Origin of the sequence: Streptomyces sp. KR55, from assembly GCF_052245645.1 — a bacterium.
Lineage (GTDB): Bacteria > Actinomycetota > Actinomycetes > Streptomycetales > Streptomycetaceae > Streptomyces > Streptomyces flavusporus.
Window position 1 is genome coordinate 1 of sequence record NZ_JBQQCE010000004.1, and the last position, 20926, is coordinate 20926.

Annotated in this window: 21 protein-coding genes and 1 pseudogene; 15 read left to right on the forward strand and 7 right to left on the reverse strand. The window is 69.3% G+C overall.

What is annotated here, in order from left to right; all coding sequences use genetic code 11:
- Positions 1-172 precede the first annotated feature (172 nt).
- Positions 173-598 carry a D-aminoacyl-tRNA deacylase gene (dtd, locus tag ACTWQJ_RS00960; RefSeq protein ID WP_443304691.1) on the reverse strand — a complete coding sequence of 142 codons (426 nt, stop codon included), beginning with the start codon at positions 596-598 and terminating at the stop codon, positions 173-175.
- Positions 599-766: 168 nt separating this feature from the next.
- Here dtd and ACTWQJ_RS00965 point away from each other — a divergent pair, with 168 nt between their 5' ends.
- Both ACTWQJ_RS00965 and ACTWQJ_RS00970 read left to right on the forward strand, forming a co-directional pair.
- On the forward strand, positions 767-1384 hold the full coding sequence (locus ACTWQJ_RS00965) for an RsiG family protein (RefSeq protein WP_443304692.1): 618 nt from the start codon (positions 767-769) through the stop codon (positions 1382-1384).
- A gap of 118 nt (positions 1385-1502) precedes the next feature.
- Entirely contained in the window at positions 1503-2753 is a 1251-nt protein-coding gene (locus ACTWQJ_RS00970; protein WP_443304693.1) for a GNAT family N-acetyltransferase, read from the forward strand.
- A gap of 189 nt (positions 2754-2942) precedes the next feature.
- Here the strand turns inward: ACTWQJ_RS00970 and ACTWQJ_RS00975 are convergent, their stop codons facing one another.
- Positions 2943-3128 carry a hypothetical protein gene (locus tag ACTWQJ_RS00975; RefSeq protein ID WP_443304694.1) on the reverse strand — a complete coding sequence of 62 codons (186 nt, stop codon included), beginning with the start codon at positions 3126-3128 and terminating at the stop codon, positions 2943-2945.
- Positions 3129-3291: 163 nt separating this feature from the next.
- On the opposite strand from ACTWQJ_RS00975, the gene ACTWQJ_RS00980 reads away from it, so the two are divergent.
- Positions 3292-4200, forward strand: coding sequence for a FadR/GntR family transcriptional regulator (locus ACTWQJ_RS00980; RefSeq protein WP_443304695.1), 909 nt, complete (start codon positions 3292-3294; stop codon positions 4198-4200).
- A gap of 38 nt (positions 4201-4238) precedes the next feature.
- Here ACTWQJ_RS00980 and ACTWQJ_RS00985 read toward each other — a convergent pair whose 3' ends face one another.
- On the reverse strand, positions 4239-4427 hold the full coding sequence (locus ACTWQJ_RS00985; protein ID WP_443304696.1) for a hypothetical protein: 189 nt from the start codon (positions 4425-4427) through the stop codon (positions 4239-4241).
- Positions 4428-4586: 159 nt separating this feature from the next.
- Here ACTWQJ_RS00985 and ACTWQJ_RS00990 point away from each other — a divergent pair, with 159 nt between their 5' ends.
- Positions 4587-5465, forward strand: coding sequence for a GntR family transcriptional regulator (locus ACTWQJ_RS00990; RefSeq protein ID WP_443304697.1), 879 nt, complete (start codon positions 4587-4589; stop codon positions 5463-5465).
- A gap of 29 nt (positions 5466-5494) precedes the next feature.
- Positions 5495-6214, forward strand: a complete 720-nt coding sequence (locus ACTWQJ_RS00995) for an HAD family hydrolase (protein WP_443304698.1) — start codon at positions 5495-5497, stop codon at positions 6212-6214.
- On the opposite strand, the gene ACTWQJ_RS01000 is transcribed toward ACTWQJ_RS00995, so the two are convergent.
- A complete protein-coding gene (locus ACTWQJ_RS01000; protein WP_385511196.1) occupies positions 6205-6387 on the reverse strand; it encodes a hypothetical protein in 183 nt (60 codons plus the stop codon). The genes ACTWQJ_RS00995 and ACTWQJ_RS01000 overlap by 10 nt on opposite strands.
- Before the next feature lie 145 nt (positions 6388-6532).
- Between ACTWQJ_RS01000 and ACTWQJ_RS01005 the strand changes: the two genes are divergently transcribed.
- Together ACTWQJ_RS01005 and ACTWQJ_RS01010 are read left to right on the forward strand one after the other, a co-directional pair.
- A complete protein-coding gene (locus ACTWQJ_RS01005; RefSeq protein WP_443304699.1) occupies positions 6533-7459 on the forward strand; it encodes a winged helix-turn-helix domain-containing protein in 927 nt (308 codons plus the stop codon).
- Positions 7460-7642: 183 nt separating this feature from the next.
- Complete coding sequence (locus ACTWQJ_RS01010; protein WP_443304700.1) at positions 7643-9865, forward strand: phosphotransferase family protein; 2223 nt, start codon at positions 7643-7645, stop codon at positions 9863-9865.
- 39 nt (positions 9866-9904) lie between these two features.
- Here ACTWQJ_RS01010 and ACTWQJ_RS01015 read toward each other — a convergent pair whose 3' ends face one another.
- Positions 9905-10762, reverse strand: coding sequence for a nitroreductase/quinone reductase family protein (locus ACTWQJ_RS01015; RefSeq protein WP_443304701.1), 858 nt, complete (start codon positions 10760-10762; stop codon positions 9905-9907).
- A gap of 199 nt (positions 10763-10961) precedes the next feature.
- Here ACTWQJ_RS01015 and ACTWQJ_RS01020 point away from each other — a divergent pair, with 199 nt between their 5' ends.
- Positions 10962-11444 (forward strand): HAD domain-containing protein, encoded by a 483-nt coding sequence (locus tag ACTWQJ_RS01020; protein WP_443304702.1) that lies wholly within the window; start codon positions 10962-10964, stop codon positions 11442-11444.
- Between the two features lie 11 nt (positions 11445-11455).
- On the opposite strand, the gene ACTWQJ_RS01025 is transcribed toward ACTWQJ_RS01020, so the two are convergent.
- Positions 11456-12346, reverse strand: coding sequence for an NAD(P)-dependent oxidoreductase (locus ACTWQJ_RS01025; protein WP_443304741.1), 891 nt, complete (start codon positions 12344-12346; stop codon positions 11456-11458).
- 129 nt (positions 12347-12475) lie between these two features.
- On the opposite strand from ACTWQJ_RS01025, the gene ACTWQJ_RS01030 reads away from it, so the two are divergent.
- Entirely contained in the window at positions 12476-12871 is a 396-nt protein-coding gene (locus tag ACTWQJ_RS01030) for a winged helix-turn-helix transcriptional regulator (protein WP_443304742.1), read from the forward strand.
- Between the two features lie 196 nt (positions 12872-13067).
- On the forward strand, positions 13068-13901 hold the full coding sequence (locus ACTWQJ_RS01035; RefSeq protein ID WP_443304743.1) for an NAD(P)H-binding protein: 834 nt from the start codon (positions 13068-13070) through the stop codon (positions 13899-13901).
- 157 nt (positions 13902-14058) lie between these two features.
- Here ACTWQJ_RS01035 and ACTWQJ_RS01040 read toward each other — a convergent pair whose 3' ends face one another.
- Positions 14059-14931 carry a GNAT family N-acetyltransferase gene (locus ACTWQJ_RS01040; RefSeq protein ID WP_443304703.1) on the reverse strand — a complete coding sequence of 291 codons (873 nt, stop codon included), beginning with the start codon at positions 14929-14931 and terminating at the stop codon, positions 14059-14061.
- A 340-nt stretch (positions 14932-15271) separates the two neighbouring features.
- Between ACTWQJ_RS01040 and ACTWQJ_RS01045 the strand changes: the two genes are divergently transcribed.
- The 5 genes and pseudogenes from ACTWQJ_RS01045 to ACTWQJ_RS01065 all read left to right on the forward strand — a co-directional run.
- Positions 15272-15745 carry a hypothetical protein gene (locus ACTWQJ_RS01045; RefSeq protein WP_443304704.1) on the forward strand — a complete coding sequence of 158 codons (474 nt, stop codon included), beginning with the start codon at positions 15272-15274 and terminating at the stop codon, positions 15743-15745.
- Positions 15742-16089, forward strand: a complete 348-nt coding sequence (locus ACTWQJ_RS01050) for a hypothetical protein (protein WP_443304705.1) — start codon at positions 15742-15744, stop codon at positions 16087-16089. Before ACTWQJ_RS01045 ends, ACTWQJ_RS01050 begins: the two co-directional genes overlap by 4 nt.
- A complete protein-coding gene (locus ACTWQJ_RS01055; protein ID WP_443304706.1) occupies positions 16086-18404 on the forward strand; it encodes a transposase in 2319 nt (772 codons plus the stop codon). The genes ACTWQJ_RS01050 and ACTWQJ_RS01055 overlap by 4 nt, the downstream gene beginning before the upstream one ends.
- Position 18405: 1 nt before the next feature.
- Positions 18406-19707 carry an ATP-binding protein gene (locus ACTWQJ_RS01060; protein WP_443304707.1) on the forward strand — a complete coding sequence of 434 codons (1302 nt, stop codon included), beginning with the start codon at positions 18406-18408 and terminating at the stop codon, positions 19705-19707.
- Positions 19708-19869: 162 nt separating this feature from the next.
- Positions 19870-20922, forward strand: a pseudogene (locus tag ACTWQJ_RS01065) (TniQ family protein); the annotation flags it as partial.
- Positions 20923-20926 lie beyond the last annotated feature (4 nt).

Genomic DNA, 20926 nt, shown 5'->3' on the forward strand with positions numbered 1-20926 from the left:
TCGTCGAGCCGTAGCACCTGGCAGGCCGCGGGCAGTCGTGCCTCCCCCAGTGCCTTAAGGGCCTGGGGGACCCCCAGGGCGGCACGGGTGGGCGCTGGGGGTCCCCCCTCTGGGGGAGGCACCCCGCCAACGCCGGGCTGCGCGACCCGCCCCAGTCACAACACCCCGCAGCTCACATCTCCAGCAGCACCGTAAACGGCCCGTCGTTCGTCAACGACACCCGCATCCGTGCCCCGAACCGCCCCGTCGCGACGGTCGCCCCCAGCGCCCGCAGCTGAGCGACCACCTCGTCGACCAGCGGCTCGGCAACGTCACCGGGCGCCGCCGCGTTCCAGGTGGGCCGGCGCCCCTTGCGGGCATCGCCGTACAGGGTGAACTGGCTGATCACGAGAAGCGGAGCGTCGACGTCGCTGCACGACTTCTCGTCGTGCAGCATCCGGATCGACCAGAGCTTGCGAGCGAGCTGGGCCGCCTTCTCCTTGGTGTCCTCATGCGTCACGCCGACCAGGACGCACAGCCCCTCACCGATGATCTCTCCGACGGTCTCGCCGTCCACGACGACGCTCGCGCCGTCCACCCTCTGCACCACTGCACGCATACGACCATCATGACGGTCTGCGCCATCCGGCTTCGCAGATGGTCCGTACCAGCACTCTTTTTGATCCCTAACCCCCCATCTGGGGCCGTTCGGGGGCACTCAGTCACATACGGGCCACTTGGGGTGGCACGATGTTGCCACAGCCGGTTGAGGGGACGGTAGAGGCACATGAGCACACCGAGTACCGGGCAGCCACCTGTGGCTGTCTCGTTGACCCACGTGGGAGGCGGGGAGTCACTCCGGCCGCCCGTGCAGCGCACCGACAGCCCGCAGCTGCCCCCGGATCCGCCCGAGCACGATCTGACCGCGCTCAGCCTGCCCGAACTACGCATCCTGCGCCGGGACGCCCAGCGCGACGAGGCCGACCTCAGTTACGTACGCCGACTGCTCCAGGGGCGGATCGACATCCTGCGCGCGGAGCTGGCGCGACGCGGGCCGAAGTCCCTGCTGGAGGCGGGCGAGGCGTCCGTCGTCGAGCGGCTCTCGGAGATCCTCACCGACGCCCCCGCCCGACACCGCTCCTCCGCCCGCCATGTGACGCTGGGCACCCCGCACAGCGAGGAGTACCGGCGGCTGGCCGCCGAGATGCTCGCCGAGGTCGAGCTGTCGGCCCTGGATGCGCGTACGGACCTGGAGCTGACCACCGCGATGGGGCGGCTGGTGCGCTACGAGCAGCAGGTGTCCCGGCGCAGGCAGCGGCTGCAGCGGACGGCCGACGGCTGCAGCGCGGAGATCGCCCGCCGCTACCGTGAGGGGGAGGCGCAGGTCGACGACCTGCTGATGTGACGCCCGGGCACGTGGGCCGGTGGGGGAGACACGGGCGGTTCTCGGGCGGTCTTCTGATCCGCCCACCCGCCCTTAAATCCCCGCGACACCTTGACCCGCGTACGCCTACGGTGGCCCCATGAGCCGCCGCGACGACCTTGCCGTACGCCCGATCACCGAATCCGACTTCGAGGACTGGCATCGCGCCCTGAACGTCGGCTTCCTGCGGGAGCCGACGCTGACGGAAGAGCAACTTCAGGCCCGCCGTCACCAGTTCGTGCCGGGCAGGCTGCTCGGTGCGTTCGACGGCGAGCGGTGTGTGGCGACGTTCCGGTCCTTCGCGCAGGAACTCACGGCCGTGGGCGGCGCCGCCGTACCCGCCGACGCCATATCCAATGTCACCGTCACCCCCACGCACCGTCGCCGCGGCCTCCTCAGCCGCATGATGACCCAGGACCTGGCGGCGGCGAAGGAACGCGGGGACGTCGTCGCGACCCTGATCGCCGCCGAGTACCCGATCTACGGCCGCTACGGCTTCGGACCGGCCACCTGGACGACCGAGTGGACCATCGACGTGCCCCGCACCGGCCTCGACCCCCGCTGGTCCGGCCCGGAGGACGGCGGCCGGATCGACGTCGTGGACGGCGAGGACATCCGCAAGCTCGGCCCCGAACTGCACGAACGCCTGCGCCGCGCCCAGCCCGGCGCGGTCAGCCGGGGCGAGCTGTGGTGGCGGTACAACACCGGCGCCCTGCGCTACAACGGGTCCTGGACCGAGCCCTTCTACGCCGTTCACCGCTCGGCCACCGGCGAGGTCGAGGGCATGGTGTCCTACGAGGCCGACGACAACTGGCACGGCAAGCAGCCGCACAACACCGCCGACGTGAACTGGCTGATCGCGGTGACCCCGGCCGCCGAGCGTGCCCTGTGGCACTACCTCTGCTCGATCGACTGGATCACCCGGGTGAAGACCGGCTGGCGGGCCCCGGACGACCTGCTGCCGCTCTACCTGCCGGACCCGCGTGCCGCCCGGGTCACCACGCAGGCCGACTGGCTGTGGGTGCGGATCCTGGATGTCGTACGGGCGCTTCAGGCGCGGACGTACGAGAGGGAGGGCTCGCTGGTGCTGGAGGTCGTGGACGCGGGAGGGCTCGCGGGCGGACGGTACCGGCTCGAGGCGTCTGTGGCAGGTGCGTCCTGTGCGCCGACCACGCAGAGCGCCGACCTCACGCTGGACGTCGGCGACCTGGCGGCGCTGTGGCTCGGGGACGAGTCGGCGGTGCGGCTCGCGACGCTGGGCCGGGTGCGGGAAGCACGAGCGGGCGCCGCCCGATTGGCCGACGCCCTGCTGCGCACGTCCAGGCGGCCTTGGTGCCCGGACCTGTTCTGAGTGCTCCCTTCTGCCGACGGCGGGTGGACTCATCCGTAGCGTGCTGTTGAGTTGTGGTTGTTGTTCAGTTGTGGCTGTGCGGTGTGCTTGTTCCGCTGTTCGGTTGTCGCTGTTCAGTTGTGACTGTGCAGACTGACCGGGCTCCCGGCTCCCCTCCGGAAGGGAGCCCGGCCAGCCGGATCCTGGGCGTCAGCCGGACTGGGCGAGCAGCACCACGAGGAGCACCGCTCCGATGCCGCCGAGCAGGGAGTTCTTGGCCTTGACCCCGATGGTCAGCGCGACGAGGGCGATGAGGCCCACGGGGCCGAACTTCCACTGGACGAACTGCTCGACTGCGATGGCCAGGGCGGCGATGACGAGGGCGATGAGCGGCATACGGTCCCCCCTTCGGGACTGTTCGACCCTGGTGGCCAACCTCCGGGAAGTATGACCATGTTGTTGAAGTTGGCGACCAACTTCACTGTACTTATCTCCACTTGGAAGCGTCTCATAACCACCTACTTATGAACTGCCGGAAGATGGCGGGAAGTTGTAGTGTTTGGTTGTGGAGCCGGAACACGCCTCCGTCAATGGGCGGAAGAGGCCACACCCGCCCCAGAAGACACACCGTGACGTGGCAGACGTGCTGCGCGCTCGGATCAGGTCCGGGGTGCTGCAGCCGGGCCAGCGCATGCCCACCCAGGCCCAGCTGGCCGACGAGTTCGGTGTCGAGCGCGCGGCGGTCCGGCAGGCGCTGCGCATCCTGCAGGCGGAGCGGCTGCTCACCAACGTGTCCAAAGGGAGCCCCGCGACCGTGGCGCCCGACCCGGACCGGGCGCTGGCCGGCCCGGGGGCCCCGCCGCAGCCGACCACCGTGGCCCTCGCGCCCCGCATAGCGGCCGCCTTCGCGGCCCCGCACGTCGAGATCGACGCCCTGTGCCTGACGTCGATATCCCTCACGCTCTCCATCGGCGAGCCGTTGCGCCGGATCCACGCGGGACAGCTGAAACCGGCCAAGGTCGACGTCCGGGTCCTGCTGCCGTCCCGGGACATCGATCTCGCCTTCCCGGCGCCGGTGGACCCCGCCGACGCCGACCGGCTGCACCAGCGCTGGCTCGCGATGCGCAACGCCCAGGGCCAGGTCCTCCAGCACAACCTGCTCGCCCTGCGTGCCTCGCACGGCATCGACGTGCATGTCTCCTTCCGTGCACTGCCGTTCACGCCGCCGGTGAAGCTGTACCTGCTCAATGGCGCGGAGGCGCTCTTCGCGTACTACACGCTCCGGCGGCGCGAGGAGGAGATCGACCACGAACAGCTTCAGCTGTACGACGCCGAGGGCACCCGGTCGATGCTGTTCGCCTTCGAGCAGGGTGCGGGCCTGCGCGACACGACGTTCGTCGAGCAGTCGCACCTGTGGTTCAACGCGCTGTGGGAGACGATCAGTTCGGAGCTGGTGCTCACGAGCTGAGCGCCTCCCGGGGTCACCTCCTGCCGGGCGCCGGTCGTTCATATGGCGGGGCCGGTCAGGAGAAGCGCGAGCACGACCGCCCCGACGGAGCTGACGGCCGGACTCTTCGCCTTGATGCCTATGGTGAGCAGGAGCAGACCGACGACGCCGGTGGCGCCGTACTTCACTTCGACCATCTGCTCGAAGCCGACGACGAAGAAGGCGGAGAGGAGGGCGAGGGCAGGCACGATGGTTCCCCCTTCGGGCGTTGAGGAGGCAAAGCCTCCGCCAACTCAAGCCAGTTAGTGCTAAGTTGGCAGCCAACTATGAATAAGTTGTCCCCACTTGGTTGCTAGCTATAAACAACTTCCAAACAAGTGCCCTTAGATGGCTTTGAGTTGTAGCGTTTGGTCGTGACCCAGGAGAACGTGGCAGTGAACGGCATGAGAAGGCTCACGGCCCAGGAGATCGCCGACACCCTGCGGGAACGCATCCGCACCGGCGACTTGAAGGCGGGCGACCGCCTGCCCACCCAGGCCGAACTCGCCGAGGAGTTCGGCGTGGAACGCGGGACCGTCCGTCAGGCCCTGAGGGCCCTCCAGGAGGACGGCCTCCTCACCAACGTCAGCAAGGGCAGCCCACCCCGCATCGCGGAACCGGCCCCGACGAGGAGCGAACCCCAGCCGACGATGGTGGGCCTGGCACCGCGCCTGACGGAGGCCTTCGCGGCTCGCAGGGTGCGCATCGACGCCGCCTGCCTGACCGCCGAGACCCTGATGCTGGCACTCGGTGACTCGGTCCGTGCCATCCACGAGGGCCGCGTTCACCCCGAGTCCATCGACGTACGCATCCTGCTGCCCTCGCGGGACATCAACCTGGCCTTCCCGATCTCGGTCGAGGGCGGCGGCGACGACGACCCCGTCCACCAGCGCTGGCTCGCCCAGCGCAACGCCCAGGGCCACGTCCTTCAGCACAACCTCCGCTCCCTGCGCGCCTCGCACGGCATCGACGTACGCGTCACCTTCCGTGCGCTGCCCTTCACCCCGCCGGTGAAGCTGTACCTCCTCAACGGCACGGAGGCGCTGATCGCGTACTACATGGTCACGCGCCGCGCCGAGGACGACGGGACCGGACCCCTGGACATGTACGACGTCCTGGGCACCGAATCCCTCCTCTTCTCCTTCGAGCAGCATGCCGCCAGCCGGGACGCGGCGTTCGTGGAGCAATCCCAGAAGTGGTTCGACGCCCTCTGGGAAACCATTACGACGGACCTGACACTCTCCTAGTGACTTCTGATACGACGCAGACTGATGCGGTGACATCTCAGACCGACAGCGAGACCGACGGACTGCGGGACCTGATCACACGTGCACGTGTCGTGCTCTGGGACTTCGACGGGCCGATCTGCCGGCTCTTCGCCGGGCACTCGGCGGAACGGGTGGCGAGCGATCTGGTGGACTGGCTGGAGGGCCGGGGCCTGCACGGTCTGCTGACCGAGCAGGAACGCGAGTCCCTGGACCCGCACGCCGTGCTGCGCGCGGTCGACCGGCGGCACCCCGGCAGCGACCTGGTCGCCGAGTTGGAGGAACGTCTCACCCATGAGGAACTCAAAGCAGCGTCCTCCGCCATGCCCACCGCCTACGCCGACCCGCTGATACGCACCTGGACGGCCGTGGGCTCCCGGCTGGCGATCACCTCCAACAACTCCCCCCGAGTGATCAGCAGATACCTGGGGGACCGGGACCTCATCGGATGCTTCACGCCGCACATCTACGGCCGTACCGAAGACCTCAGCCGCCTCAAGCCGGACCCGCACTGCCTGATCCGTGCCCTGCGCGCGGTGGGCTCGGCCCCCTCGGCCGCCCTGATGATCGGCGACACCCCCTCGGACCTGGAAGCCGCTCGCAGGGCCGATGTTCCGTTTCTCGGCTACGCGCGTAACCAGCCCAAGGCAAAGCTGCTGCGGGACGCCGGCGCCACACTCGTCGTCCGCTCCCTGCAACCCGTGCTGGATGCGGTGCGCGGTCAGGCCTGAGTCATCAGCAGCGCCAGCGCCACCGCGCCCCCGACCGCCAGACCGCTGTGCCGCGCACGGATGCCCACGCCGATCAGGAACAGCAGCCCCAGAGCCACCGCACCACCTGTCTCCTGCGCGAACAGGCCGCCGCCGACCCTGAGGAGCCCCCCAAGTGTGTGGTACAGAAGCATGCCCTCCACCTCCCCTCCGCCTGCCGTGAAGTGCTCAACTGCCAGTCCAATTGGACTGGTTGGCTGAGTAGGGTCTCCCCGGCCTGTCTGATCGGTTAACCAACCGGCGAATATGGACGACTGGTTGGCCGGAATTGGTGTGCTGATGGATGGCAAGCGGTACGGTCAACAGGTGGACGAGCGGCAGCACGGTACCGGCGAGGGCGGCGGCAGGGAGTTCCAGAAGGTCGCCGACGAGCTGCGGGCCCGGATGACCGACGGGAGGTACCCGCTGCGCTCCTTCCTGCCGTCCCAGCGCGACCTCGCCGAGGAGTTCGGCGTCTCCAGGGACACCGTCCAACGGGCGTTGCGCGAGCTGGCCGACGAGGGCTGGATCGAGTCCCGGCAGGGCAGTGGATCGCGGGTGGTCAAGGCACAGCGGATCCAGTCCTCGGCGGCCAAGGCGACCCGCTCGCGCGGCGGCGTGACCCTGGGCCCGCTCATCAGTGAGGCTTTCGAACAGCCCGAAGTGGCCCTGGACGTCTACACGTTGACCTCCGAGTCCCTGGACGCGCACATCCGGCTGCAGGCAGAGCGGATCCGCGGCGGCTTCATCGCACCCCGGCACATCGGTCTGCGCATGCTGCTGCCCGAGAGGGACCTTCCGCTGCCGTATCCGCGGGTCGAGGGCAACCCGGGCGACGTGCGCCTGCGGCAGCGCCTGAACGCCATCACCGACCGCCACACCGACTCCCTGCGCGGCGTACTGGAGGAGCTGCGGACGGAGAAGCTGGTGCCGTCCGTCGACGTGCAGATCCGGTACGCGCCCCTGACGCCTGCCTTCAAGCTGTACGTACTGAACGACGCCGAGGTGCTGCACGGGCCCTACGAGGTGGTGGAGCGTCAGCTGCTGCTGGACACGGGCGAGGAGGTCACCGCGCTGGACGTGCTGGGCCTCGGCGCCACGCTGACCCACCATGTGCAGGACGCGGATCCGAACTCATCGGGCTCGGTCTTCGTCACCAGCATGCGCGCGTGGTTCAGCTCGGTCTGGGAGCTGCTCGGTGCGGAGCCTGGCACAAGCGTGCGCTAGCATGCCCGGGTCGTGCGAGCAACCGCTCCCGTTCGCCCGTATGAGAAGGCGGACCGGCACGTCGAACGGCCGTCACGCAGACGAGTGGTACACCACCCATTGTGCTCACTTGAATCCGTGCTCCCGGCCGTGACGAGTGTGTACTGAGATCGAGCGATTGCCGTACCCGTCCATCCTGTGCAAATGACCCCGGAGCGGCCAGTGGGCGCACCTCCTGTTCCTCGAACCGTCTTCGGGGAGCGCTCGGCCGTCGATGCGCCCGACGCGGTCCTGCGGGAGTTCGTGGCGAGCGCCGAGGCGCACGGCCGTCTGAGCAGCGGGCACCACAACCGCAACCACCTGGTGTCGCTGCCGGAGCATGTGGCAGGCCTGCTGGGCCGGGAACCCGGCACCCGCGTGACCGTACGGATCCGGCGCCGCGACGCGCTGCCCGTGGTGATCCGGACCTGGCAGGACGAGGCACGGATCCTGCGTGCCGTCGGGAGCGTGCTGCCCCACGTACCGCAGTGCCTGGCCAAGGGCGACGGCTTCGAGATCCACAGCTACGCGGACGGCGTGCCCCTCTCCAGCGTCTGCGACAACGGCAAGCCCGTCGATCCGCTGCTCATAAGAGCGCTGACCGAACTGCTCGCCCAGATGACGCGGGTGCGCCGACGGGCCATGCCCCCCCTCCCGCCACGGTGGCCCGGCAACGGATCGGACCGCCGGGACTTCCTCCGGACCCTGGCACTGCTCGCGGACCGGCAGATCCGGCAGCCCAATTGGACTGCCTTCGGTGGACTGTTCACGGCGCTCGGCATCCCGGAGGACGCGCTGATCCGACTGGGCGGGCGGGTGCCGGCCATGGCACGGCGGCCGTACAGCCTGCTCCACGCGGACCTGCACCGGGACAACCTGATCGTGACGTACGACGGTCATCCGCCCCTCATCTGCGTCGACTGGGAACTGGCGACCTACGGCGATCCCCTGCACGACCTCGCGACCCACCTCGTACGCATGCGGTATCCGGCCTTCCAGTGGAACGAGGTGATCGACGCGTGGGCGGTCGCGATGGGGCGGACCTGCCCGGCGGCCGTCAACGGTCTGGCCAAGGATCTGCGCCACTACCTCGACTTCGAGCGCGCGCAGTCCGTCTACCCGGACGTGATGCGGGCCGCGAAGGCCCTGGAGGGCTCGCTCGACCAGAAGAGCCTCGACGAGGCCTCGGCGGCCGTGCACAGCGCGCTCGTGGCGGCGGAGGAGCCCCTCGGGCTCAGCGCCGTGCCGAGCCTGGAGGACATCGCGTCGATCCTCTACCGGTGGCGTGCCTCACGGACCCCGGCAGGCGCTCCCGGCCGGGTGCCCCACGTCGTCGAGTGGGAGCCGGACCCGCGCATGCCGGTGCGCACGGACTTTCCGCCGCGGGCCGTGACCGAGGCCCTGCGTGAGGAGGGCGCGGCACCGGCTTCCCGGGTGTTCAAGGGCACCGCGCACCTCAACTCCGTGGTCTGGGTGCAGGGCGTCGACTTCCCCGTGGTGGTGCGCCGCAAGGTGGTGAACGTGTGCCGACGGGAGCCCAGCTACCTCAGCGAGCACGCCGTGCTCCGCGCCATCGAGCGGTCCGGGGCCGAGGTGGCGGCGCCGAGGGCACTCGCGCTCGGCAGGAGCTACCGAGGAGAGCCGTTCGCCATCCACACCTATGTCGGGCCCTACGCCGGCTCCGGTGACCTCGTCCCCCCGCCTCAGCACCCCGTGGACGGCCTGCGGCCGTACGAGGCGGACCGGCTGGCCGACCAGCTCTGCGCGCTGACCCGCGTGGACTACACCGAGGTCGACCGGACCGCCGGCGAGGGAGGGTTCCACGCCTGGCTGTGCGATCAGCTCGTCGCCCTGGTCTGTGACCTGCCGAAGGAGTCGCAGCAGCTGGCCAGGGAGCTCGGCCTGCCCGAGGCCTACCGACTGCGGGAGATCCTGTCCCGCAACCGGGTGACCCATCGCAAGCCCACGCTGCTGCACGGTGACCTCAACCCGTGGAACCTGGTACGCCGGAACGACGACCTGGCACTGACGATCATCGACTGGGAGATGGCCCTGGTCGGCGATCCCCTCTACGACCTGGTCCGGCACATGCACCTCACCCCGACCCGCCCGGAGATCCGGGAACGCATGTTCCAGTGCTGGGAGAGCCGGCTGCCCGTCGAGTACACCCGTGACTGGCGTAAGGACTGGCCGGTCTACCGGTGGATCGAGATCGTACGGTCGGCGTACGTCGACCTCGACCGCCTGGTGACCGGCGCCAGCCTGGACGCCCCCAACGTCCGCCGGGCCGTGGACTCGTACGCGATGACCCTGGAGGCGGCCACCGCCTCACTGGGCCTGCCCCTCCGGGTGGCGGCCAACCCCTATCTCGCCCGCGCCCTGTCCTGACGGGCGCCTGCGGCGTGCCGCGCAGGCGCCCGCCGTAGGTCAGGCGGCGGCGTCGAGGAGGGGGATCAACTGCTCCTCCTCGTACGCCAGATGCGCCTCCAGCTCGGCCGTGAGGCGTTCGACCTCGGTGCGTGCGACGGCCGGGTCCTCCGCCGCGACCGCCCGGCGCAGGTCCTCGACCAGCTCGGAGATCCGCTCGTGCTCCTCGCGCAGCCGTTCCAGCACAGGGGCGGACGCGGGATGGCGGTCGGCCAGGAACGGGAACAGGCCGATGTCCTCGCCGGTGTGGTGGTTGTGCAGACCGTGGCAGAAGGTGAGGCAGTTGACGCGCAGCTGTGCGCCGAGCTGCGGGCTGTTGCCGTCCGTGGCCCTCATCTCCTGACGGATCAGGGCGAGTTCCCGGCGGAAGGCGTCGTGGACGACCTTGATCGCCTCGCCCATGGAACCGGCGTTGATGTTCGGGGGACCGTCGCCGGCGATCTCGTACAGCGCCACGACCGGTATCACCCGCCGCGTCTTCTCCTGATACGCCGCCCAGCCCGGGTCCGCCTCGACGGCCCGCGCGAAGGCATGGTCGCGCTCCTCGCCCGTCAGCACCACGGCCCGCGCCTGGTAGGTGAACGCACCGCTCTCCACGGTGACTTCGGGGTGGGCGACCAGGTTGTGGTACCAGGCGGGGTGCCGGTGCGCGCCGCCGGCGGAGGCGATGACCAGGATGCGTTCGCCGCCGTCGGGAAGGTAGCCGACAGGGGTGGTGTGCGGGGCGCCCGAGCGGGCCCCCGTGGTTGTCAGGAGGATGAGCCGGGCGCCCTCGAAGTGGCCGCCGACGCGGCCCTGGTGGGCGCGGAACTCCTCGATGACCTGTTGGTTGAAGTCGTTGATGGTGTCGTTGGGCATTCGCTTCCTTCTGTGTTCTTTCTCCGTCGTCGGTCTTCTGGGACGTATGCGCAGAGGCACCCATGGAGGACGTATGCGCAGAGAAAGAACGGCGGGCTCCTCGCCCGCCCCGACCTCACTCGGAGGCCGGGCACCCAACTCGCTCACGGCACTTGGCCGCAAACCCGGCAGTCATGGGGGAACAGTAGCGTAGGACGTGATGCTCCTCTTCCTGGATATCGACGGGACGTTGCTCCCGTTCGGGGCGGTGGACCCGTACCCGGCGTATGAGACACCCTTCGAGCTGACCGCCGAGGCCGCCGCGCACCCCCTGCTGGCCAGGATCGACCCGGCGCTCGGGCCCCGGCTGCTGACCCTGGGGTGCGAGCTGGTGTGGGCCACGACGTGGCTCGACGACGCAAACGCGTGCGTGGCCCCGTGGCTCGGCCTGCCGCCGCTGCCGGTGGTGCACTGGGCGGACGAGGCGGAGGGGCCGGGCCCGCTGCACTGGAAGACGCGGACCGTCGCCGCGTGGGCGGCCGGCCGGCCCTTCGTCTGGCTGGACGACGAGATCACCGCCGCCGACCGGGACTGGGTGGCCGCCCACCATGTCGAACGGGCGCTGCTGCACCGCGTCGACCACCGGTACGGGCTGACCGACGCGGACTTCGGGGTGGTGGAGGGGTGGCTGGGCCGCCGCTGACAGCGGTTCGCTCAGCGTCGGCCGAGCAGCTCCGTGACGCGGATGTACCCGTCCGTTCCGTGGCCCAGGCCGATCACCCGGCGGGCCTGGCCCTCGGCCGCGCGCATCACGCCGGCATCGATGCCGTGGGCCTCGGAGGCCTGGATGACGTGGGCCATGGTGGACACCGCGGAGGTGATCGGGTTGAGCTCGCCGGAGTACGTGCCGTCGTCGGCGTCGCCCGCGAACTCCGCGAAGAGCGGCGGCAGGATCGCGCCGATGCCCTGCGCGAAGGGGGCCAGCTCCCGCCCGGTGATGCCCTCGGCCCGGGCGATCGCCAGGGCGTGGGCGTAGCCCGCCATCGCCGTCCAGAAGATGTCGAGCAGCGCGATGTCGTACGCCGCGGCCCGGCCGATGTCCTCGCCGAGGTGGGTGTGGGTGCCGCCGAGGGCGTCCAGTACCGGCCGGTGTGCCCGGTACAGCTCCTCGGGTCCGCTGTGCAGGAACACCGCGTCGGGCGTGCCGATGGTGGTGGTGGGCGTCATGATCGCGCCGTCCAGGTAGCGGATGCCGTGCCGAGCCGCCCATTCGCCCGTGTCGCGGGCGCGGTCCGGGGTGTCGGCGCTGAGATTGACGACGGTACGTCCCTTGAGTGCGGCGGCGACGGGGTCGCGGCGCAGGATGGCGTCCGCCGCGTCGTAGTTCACCACGCAGACCACGATCAGCTCGCTCGCGGCGGCCGCCTCTTCCGCAGACTGCGCCGTGATCGCCCCGCGGGTGACGAGTTCGCCGTCCCGGCCGGGGGTGCGGTTCCAGACCGTGGTCCGCAGCCCCGCGTCCAGGAAGGCACCGGCCAGGGCCCGGCCCATCGGGCCCAGTCCGAGGACGGTGACGGCAGACTGGTCTGTGTACGTGGACATGATGAGACTCCTCTTGAGCTTGCGATGTGAACATGCGACTTGTGACGCGAACGTGCAAATGACATTGCCGACATTCCATGCTGACTGGAACGACATCGACATTTCGTGATGGTCAGGACGATGAGGACGATGATGATGCGTAGCCGTGCCCGTGACCTGAACGTCTGCGGAGTGACCGCCGCGATCGTCGTGATCGACGGCAAGTGGAAGACCGCCCTGCTCTGGCTCCTGGAGTCGGGGCCCCATCGCCCCGCCGAACTGCGCCGGAAGCTGCCGGGCCTCAGCGAGAAGGTGCTGACTCAGGCACTGCGGGAGATGGAGACGGACGGGCTGGTGCACCGGGAGGTGCACGACGTGCTGCCCCTGAAGACCGTCTACTCCCTGACCGACTTCGGCCGTGACCTCGCCGAGGCCCTGGCGCCCCTGTCCGACTGGGGCCACCGCCGCCTGGAGAAACTCGCCGAAACCGAAACCCGCACCGGGGCTGAAACCGAGATCGAAACCGAGGCCGCCCGGTCGGCCTCCTGACTCACCACCCTCTCCTCACTCTCCGGCGGCCCTCCGGCCACCTGCGACCAGCCTCTCCCCAGGGTCCGGCGCTGCCAAGTACGCACAAAAAAGTGGGTATTCCGTCGTGCTGACCCGCTTTCCTTGATCTCAAGCGGAGTTGAGGTTCTAGCGTGCCCTGGGCGTGATCAACGGATGGCGACAGGAAGAGATGACGATGATCCTCGTGACCGGCGCAACTGGGAATATCGGAAGTGCTCTGCTGAGGGAGTTGCACCTGTCCGGTGCCGCACCTGTGCGAGGCCTGACTCGTGCTTCGGGACAGGTCTCGTTCCCTGAGGGGATCGAAGCCGTTGAGGGCGATCTTGCGCAGGCAGGTTCACTGAAGGCCGCGCTGGAGGGAGTGCGTTCGCTGTTCCTGCTGTCGGGCATGGGTGCCGAAGCGGATGTCCTCGCGGCTGCCCGGCAGGCAGGCGTGGAGCATGTGGTGCTCGTGTCGTCGATCACGGTCCAGACTCATCCACACCTGCCCGCGGCCGGCGAGAACCTGGCCGTCGAGCGGTTACTCAAGGACAGTGGCATGGCCTGGACAATCCTGCGGCCGACGCAGTTCGCCTCGAACACCCTGTGGTGGGCGCAGTCGATTCGAGAGCTGGGCGTGGTCCGAGCGCCGTATGCAGACATCGGGCTTCCCACCATCCACCCTGCGGACATCGCGGCGGTGGCTCGTGTGGCGCTGACCGAGCCGGGCCACAGGGGGCGAACGTATGCACTGACCGGGCCGGAATGCATCACGGTCCGACGGCAGGTCGCGGCCATTGCCGCGGTTCTGGGGCGGGAGGTTTCCTTCGTTGAGATCAACCGGGAGGAGGCCCACCGGCAGATGGCTTCCTTCATGGGTGGCGAGACTGCGGATGCGGTCCTCGATCTGATGGGTGGGGACGTCAATGACGAGTTGCTGAAGGTGCGCGACACCGTTCACGGGGTCACCGGCTCCCCGGTCAGATCGTTCCAGCAGTGGGCGTCGGACAATGGTGCCGCCTTCCGCTGAGACCGCATGTTCACCGGGACAGGACAGCAACCCGCGCGGGCAGTCACTGTCCTGTCTCAACGGCATCGCCACCGCTCCCGGGCTGTGATCGACCAGCCCCCTCGTGTGATCTTGCTGCTGGTGTCCTGCCCCGCAAGTTCGTTGGTTCTTAACTGACTTACGGTGCGGCGCTTGAGAATTCGTACGCCGCCCAGTCGGTGAGCGTGCGATAGCCGAGGCGCTGGTAGAGGGCGTTGCTGGTGAGGTTGGACAGGTCCGCGAACAGGACGACGTCCCTCGCGCCCGCGGCCAGCGCGGCCCGGCTCACCTCCGCCGTCACGGCGCCCGCGTAGCCGCGACCGCGCAGGTGGGCCGGGGTGTAGACGATGTCCACCTGGACCTGGCCTCCGATCATCGGGTTCATGCCCGCGATGGAGACGGGGGTGCCGTCCGGGGTCTCCCAGAGCGTGTAGCGCTTGTCGGCGAAGCAGGTGTCGGCCCACGTGTCGGCGTCGATGGAGACGTCTTCCCCGACGGCCTTGGCGAACTCGCCGCACCAGAACATGACTTGCTCAAGGTCCTGCTCGCCCAGGACGCGGCCCCGGCCCGCCGGCATCGGCTCCGGTGGGATGAGCGTGCCGAGGCGGTACAGACGGAGCCGCGTGTCGCGGAGTTTCGGCGTCGTGCCGGTGTGCCGCTGCCAGGCCTCGGCGAAAGCGGTGGCGGTGCTGTGGTCCGCGCTGACGGAGGGAAGGGAGTGCCCGAGGGCGGCCAGGCGGGCGGCGAGGGTGTCGGCCTGCTCAGGCGTGAGTGGGGAGAGGCCGACACCACGGGGCGGGAGGCGGTAGAAGGTGGCGTGGACCTCGCCTGCTCGCTCCAGCACGCCGAAGACGGGGGCTTCGGTGCCGAACGCCTCCGCCCCACGCGCTCGCACTCTCTCGGCCCAGGTCAGCTGCATGACGTGCGGGCCGGGCCGCGAGCGCAGGAAGTCTCCGGCTCGGACGAGAAAGTCGTCGACGTCTTCGGTGAGGTGCCAGTCATCCGGTCGCATGCTTCATGATCCCCGTGCTGTGGGTGTGCCCTGTGGTTTTCCGCCAGGGCGAGGCCGCAGGACTTCCTCCGGGACCCGTTCACTCCACCGGGCAGATCAAGTGGGAAACCCTGGATGCACCGGGAACGGACAGTCGTGGAGGAGTGGCTTGGCGGCTGAGACTGAGCACGGTAGGTGTCGTCATCTTCCCGTCCCGACCTGGCCTTTCGTGAAGCTCTGAGCGCGACATCTGTCGCCGAATTCGCATCGTTCCTGACGTGATCCGCGCTCTTTGCATGCAAGTTGTCGTCAACTTCGAAGATCGCCCCTCCCAGGGGAGCCGTACGGCTTCCCTGGGAGCATGAGCGATACCCGGCGCCCTTTGTGGTCCCACCGCTGTACGTGGACGGACCTGCTGGTCCCGGTCGCGCTGGACGCGGGGCGGGGTGGCTTGGACATCTCCGATGGCTGGCCGGACCGGTGGACGGCGACGTGGAAGTACGCCGGGGGCGAGATCACGGGCCCGGTCCGACACCTGGGGCAGGTGCCGGTGGCGAGCCGCGGGCCGATGCGGGGGTTCACCTGGCGGCGGGAGCAGCGGCACAGGCCCGGTCTGGAGTCACTGGTGTCGACGAGGCGCCTGCACGGTTTCGAGAGCCTCGAAGAGGACCAGCTGCTCGTGGCCTTGGACTTCGCCGGTGACCTGGTCGAGGTGCTGTCGCAGCCGCTGCGTATCCGGTTCCGTACGGCGGAGAAGTGGCGCAGCCACACGCCGGACTTCTTCGCGGTCACGCGGGCGGGGACCTGGTTGATCGACGTGCGCCCCGAGACTTGATCGAGCCGGAGGACCTGGAGTCGTTCGCGGCCGCCGAGGAAGTGGCGCTTGTCTGCGGATGGCACTACGCGGTCGCGGCCGAGTGGCGCCCACATGTGCGGTTCACGCTCAGTGCGTTCTACGGGAAGCGTCGTCCGACGCGAGACGTGCTCGGGGTGCAGCCCGATCTGCTTGCCCAGGCCGAAGCGGGCGTGACGTTCGGGGAGTTGGCGGCCGAACAGACGTACTGGCCGGTGGCGCGGGCGCAGTTGCTGCACCTGCTCTGGCACCGCAGGCTCGGGCTCGACCTTGCTCAGCCGTTGACGGACAGGTCGCGGGTGGTGCTGGCAGGAGGCGTCTCATGATGGGGGCGGCGGCGCTGGATCTCTCGCCTGGCGCGGGCGTGGTGCTCGACGAGGTGGAGTGGCTGGTCGAGAGGCAGGAGCCGCATCTGGGGCGGGTCCAGCTCGTCCGCGGGGACGGCGAGCGCCAGCGGGTGAGCTTCCGTTTCCTGGTCAATCATCCGCAGTGTCGGCCGTCGTCGCGTACGGCGGCGGAAGGCGCCAACCGAGGGCGGCAGCCGGCTTCGTGGAGTGATGTGAAGCCGGAGAAGCGGCCCTTGATGGAACAGCGCTTCGCGCATCTGATGGAGGTCAACTGCGGTTTCCGCAGCGGTGACCCGTTCCGTCCCGAGCCGGGGGAGCCGCGCCCCGAGTACGACCCGGACCGTACGACGCTGGGTGAGCGGAGGGCGGCGAAGGTCGCTGAGCTGGCGGTGCTGCGGCCCGAGGAGGCCAAGCTGCTCCTGGGCGTCGCGACCGTCGGGGTGCGCACGCTGGAGCGGTGGGAGAAGCGCCGTAGGAAGTACGGGATCGTGGGCTGCGCCGATCACCGGTGGCTGCGGGCGAGCGGGGGACACCCGAGCGTCAGCGAGGAGGTCCGCGAGGCGATCTTCGCGGTCAGGGCGGAGACGCAGCAACATCGCTCCCGAGTGAGCGCGCGGACTCGCGAGGTCATGATCCGGCGCTATGTGAGGGAGACCTTCGAGAAGGAAGACGGGAAGGAGGACGGTAAGGGCGAGAAGCCCCAGGGCAAGAAGATCGAGGTCCCCAGCTATCACACGCTGCTGCGGGTGTGGAAGGAGTGGTTCGGGCCGGGCGGTGCCCGGCCGAAGTACGAGCGCTCGGCCGAACTGCCCACCAAGAACGGGCATGTGCTGGTGACCCGCCCCGGGCAGGTTGTTGCGCTGGACACGACGATTCTGCCGGTAATGGTCCGCGAGAACGTCTTCGGCGACCCGGTCACCGTCCACCTCACCCTGGCACTGGACGTCTACACCCACTCCATCTGCGCGTTCCGGCTGACCCTGGTGTCCGACTCCTCGGTGGACGTCGCGATGGTGCTGCGCGATGTCATGCTGCCTCTGCCCATGAGGGAGGAGTGGGGCGAGGACATGGAGTGGCCCTATCCGGGGCTGCCGGCGGCCATGGTCTCGGAGTTCGCCGGGTACGAGGTGGCCGGGCTGCCGTTCTTCACCCCCGAGACCGTCACCTCCGACCACGGTTCGGTCTACCGCAACCACCACCTGGTGGACGTCCAGGAGGCGATGGGCTGCCGGATCCTGCCGGCACGCGTGCTGCGCCCGCAGGACAAGGCCGCGGTGGAGCGCGTCTTCGGTGGTATCCGCTCGCTGGTGTTCGAGAAGCTGCCCGGCTACACGGGAGTTGACGTCGCCGACCGTGGCGCCGACCCGGAGGGCGACGCGGTGCTCACGATGGCCCAGATGGAGCACTTCATCGCGACCTGGGTCGTGAAGGCCTGGCAGAACCGCAGGCTCGGCGAATTCGCACCCTGCTGGGATCCGGGCGGTAACCACAGCCCCAACACCCTGTTCGCCGCCTCCTTCGCCCAGGAGGGCTTCGACCTGGACATCCCGTCCCCGGAGACGTACTACCGCTTCCTGCCCGAGCACCATGTGAAGCGGATCTACCGGCGGGGCGTCAAGGTCAAGGGACTCTGGTACGACGCCGAGCTGCTGCACACGCCCGAGAGGAACTCCACACGCGGCGGCCGCTACAAGAAGCAGTGGGTCATCCACCGCGAACCCCGCGACCGGCGGGTGGTGTACTTCCGGGATCCCGACACCCACGAGTGGCACGAACTGCGCTGGACGGGCCTGCCGCCGAAGGGCGAGATGCCGGCGTTCGGGGACGCCCGGGTCGAGGAACTCCTCACCCGGGTACGGGAAGCAGGTCTCAAGCCGCGCTCCGACGCCGACCTCGTCCCCATCCTCCTGGAGATGCTGGGGGCCGTCGACCCGGTCGAGAACTGGCCGTCCCAGCTGACCAAGTCCCAGCGGGTGCAGCACGCACGCGAGATCACCCAGGCCAAGGCAGCCGCCGCGGATCGGCCGAAACAGCTGGCCAAGCCGGACGAGCCACCGCGCCTGGCCGCCGTCGGCGCACCGGATGCGGAGCCGCCCTGGCGGGAGCGGGCCCGGGAGGCCACCGAGAGCCTGGATGCTCACCGGCGTCAGCGGCGGGAGGCCGCCACGTCCTCGCGGCAACCGTCGGCGCCTGCCCCGCTGGGATCGAGCCGCCGTGGCCGCAATCTCTTCGTCATCGCCGACGACGATGACGGCCCCGGCGACCCGGCCCCGCAGCCGACAGAGGAGACGTGAGATGAGCAACCTGCGCCCGGAGCCGCCGAACGCTGTCGTGCCGTTCCTGCGCTTCGGCCCCAGGCCGGACCGGACCCGGCATGAGGGCTGGCAGGAGTTCCGCCGGACACGGGATCTGTTCGTGCCGGTCAGGAAGATGTCCCTGGCCGAGTACCGGCGGATGAGCCCGCGCAAGAAGTCGCTGTACGACCTGCACCGCGCGGCCACGCACGTGAACATGCAGATGCTGGACACCCCGATGAGCGAGGTGGTCACTACGCTGATGCGCTCACGGATCCAGAACAACGCGATGCGCATCGGCCCGAGCACCCTGGACGGGCTGATGATCAACGGCGGCGGCTACCAGGGCAAGACGGAGACCGCCTGCCGCACCGCCGCCGAGTTCGAGGACACCTGGCGCGACCTGTACGAGCAGTACCCCGAGTGCTACCTCGACCCGATGCCCGGCACCCGGGACCTGATCGCACCGGTCGCCTACTGCCAGACCCCGGTGAAGGCCACCCCGATCGGCCTGTGCGAGGCGATCCTCGATTACTACGGCGCCCCGTACGGCAGAAACCTGCGCGGCATGATCCGCAACGTCCGCGAATCGATCAAGGCGCATGCCACCACAGTCCTGATCATCGACGACATCACCCGCCTGAAGATGCACCGCGAAGACGACCAGGACACCCTCGACCTGATCCGCAGCCTGATGGACCTGGACGTCACGCTCGTCCTCATCGGCGTGAACATCCCCCGCTCCGGCCTGCTCAGGGAGGGCTGGCACGACCCCCGCACCAACCAGTGGGTCTACGCCCCGCTGAAGAAGGGCAAGAGCTACAACCCCGACGCCTCCACCCAGACCGAGCGCCGCTTCGACATCGTCACCCTCGACGCCTTCGACTACAGCAGCGACGCGCGCACCGGCGCCTTCATCGACCACCTCATCGGTATCGAGAACGAGATCCGACTCTTCAACGCCGGCCCTGGCACGCTCTCCGAAGGCCGGATGCCCGAGTACCTCTACCGCCGCACCCACGGCATCGTCGGTCTCCTGCGGCGCCTGGTCGAGGACGGACTGACCAAGGCCATGGAGAGCGGCCTGGAGGACCTGACCATCGACCTCCTCGACGAGATCACCATCAACCTGGGCAACATCCCCGGCAAGGACGGCGTACGGGATGCTGAAGCCGGCGAGATCCCCGACGTCGACACCTCCCCGCAACCGGAGCAGAAACCGACTCCGAAGACCGCCAAGGCCCGGAAGGGACGCAACACGGTCCTGGACGACCGCGGCACCCCTCCGGCGGCCGAGGCATGACCCCACGTCCTCTGCCCCGCACGCTCGTCCCCCTCGAGGACGAGTCGCTGGTGGGGCTCATCCTGCGTCTCGCCCACCACACCGGGAGCACGCCCGCAGCCATCGCCGTCCGCATGGGCCTCACGGACCGCCGCGGAATCCACGTCCCGGCAGGCTCACTGCTTACCCTCTCCCCCGCACAGACTCGCCGAAGCAGCGCACGTGGCAGGCTTGTCGGTCCCCGAGATGGAGAACCTCCTGCTGGCGCCCCTCGGCGAGCGTTACGGACCGCTCAGCCAGCAGCACGCGCCGTGGTACGGACCTCAACTCCTCACCAAGCCCAGGCGATGGGTCCACTTGCGCAGCACCCACTTCTGCGAGCGCTGCGTGGCCGGGAAGGACAGCCCTCTGGGCGCCAGGCTCGGTGGGCCGTGGAAGCGGCACTGGCACCTGCCGGTCGTCTTCGCCTGCGTCGAGCGCTGCCGCATGCTCCGCCGCTGCTGCCCCCGCTGCCGACGCCCCGCCCACGCCGCGCAGCAGGGACTCATCGCGCACGCCACTCACGAAGACCTGCACCCCATCCAGTGCCGCGCCAGGTCCATGTGGGAGACCAACCGCAAGGGCAAGGTGTGCGGCGCCGACATGACCGACAGATTGCGCGACCGCGGCATCTCGCAGGACCTTGCCACCCGGGAGGGGATCATCGAAGCCCAGAGGCGTATCAACGCGCTCCTGTCCACCAGCGGGCCAGCAACGACTGCGAGCTGTGGGGAGCTCGTCTCCGTGGCCCAGTACTTCATGGACCTGCGGGCTGTCACTGTATTGATCTACGCGTCCTGGCCGCTGGCACGACCTCTGGCGACAACGGACGTGCTGGCCAGAGCCGTTGAGCGCGACGCAGAGCGCCGCCATCGAAGCTCCCACGAACTCCGCAGCCGGGCCAAGAGCTCGCAGGCGGGTGACTACTTTCTCGCGCCTCCTGCCACGGGACTCGCGGCCGGTGGCGTTCTGGGCGTCGCGGAGCGGCTCCTCAAAGCCGCGGACAACTCGCAGGAGCGCGCCGGGCTTGCTGACTTCTACCGGCAGGCAGTGGAAGGCCGCGCCGCGCTCGGTCGGCAGCTCGTGGCAGGTCTCGGGGCGTCTCCGTCTCTGAGCCGCACCCTCGGGCTGATTCCGCGCTCGCGTACGGGCAGTCCGCGCAGCGTGTCACAGACGCCGGCAACGGAAGCGGGGTGAGCAC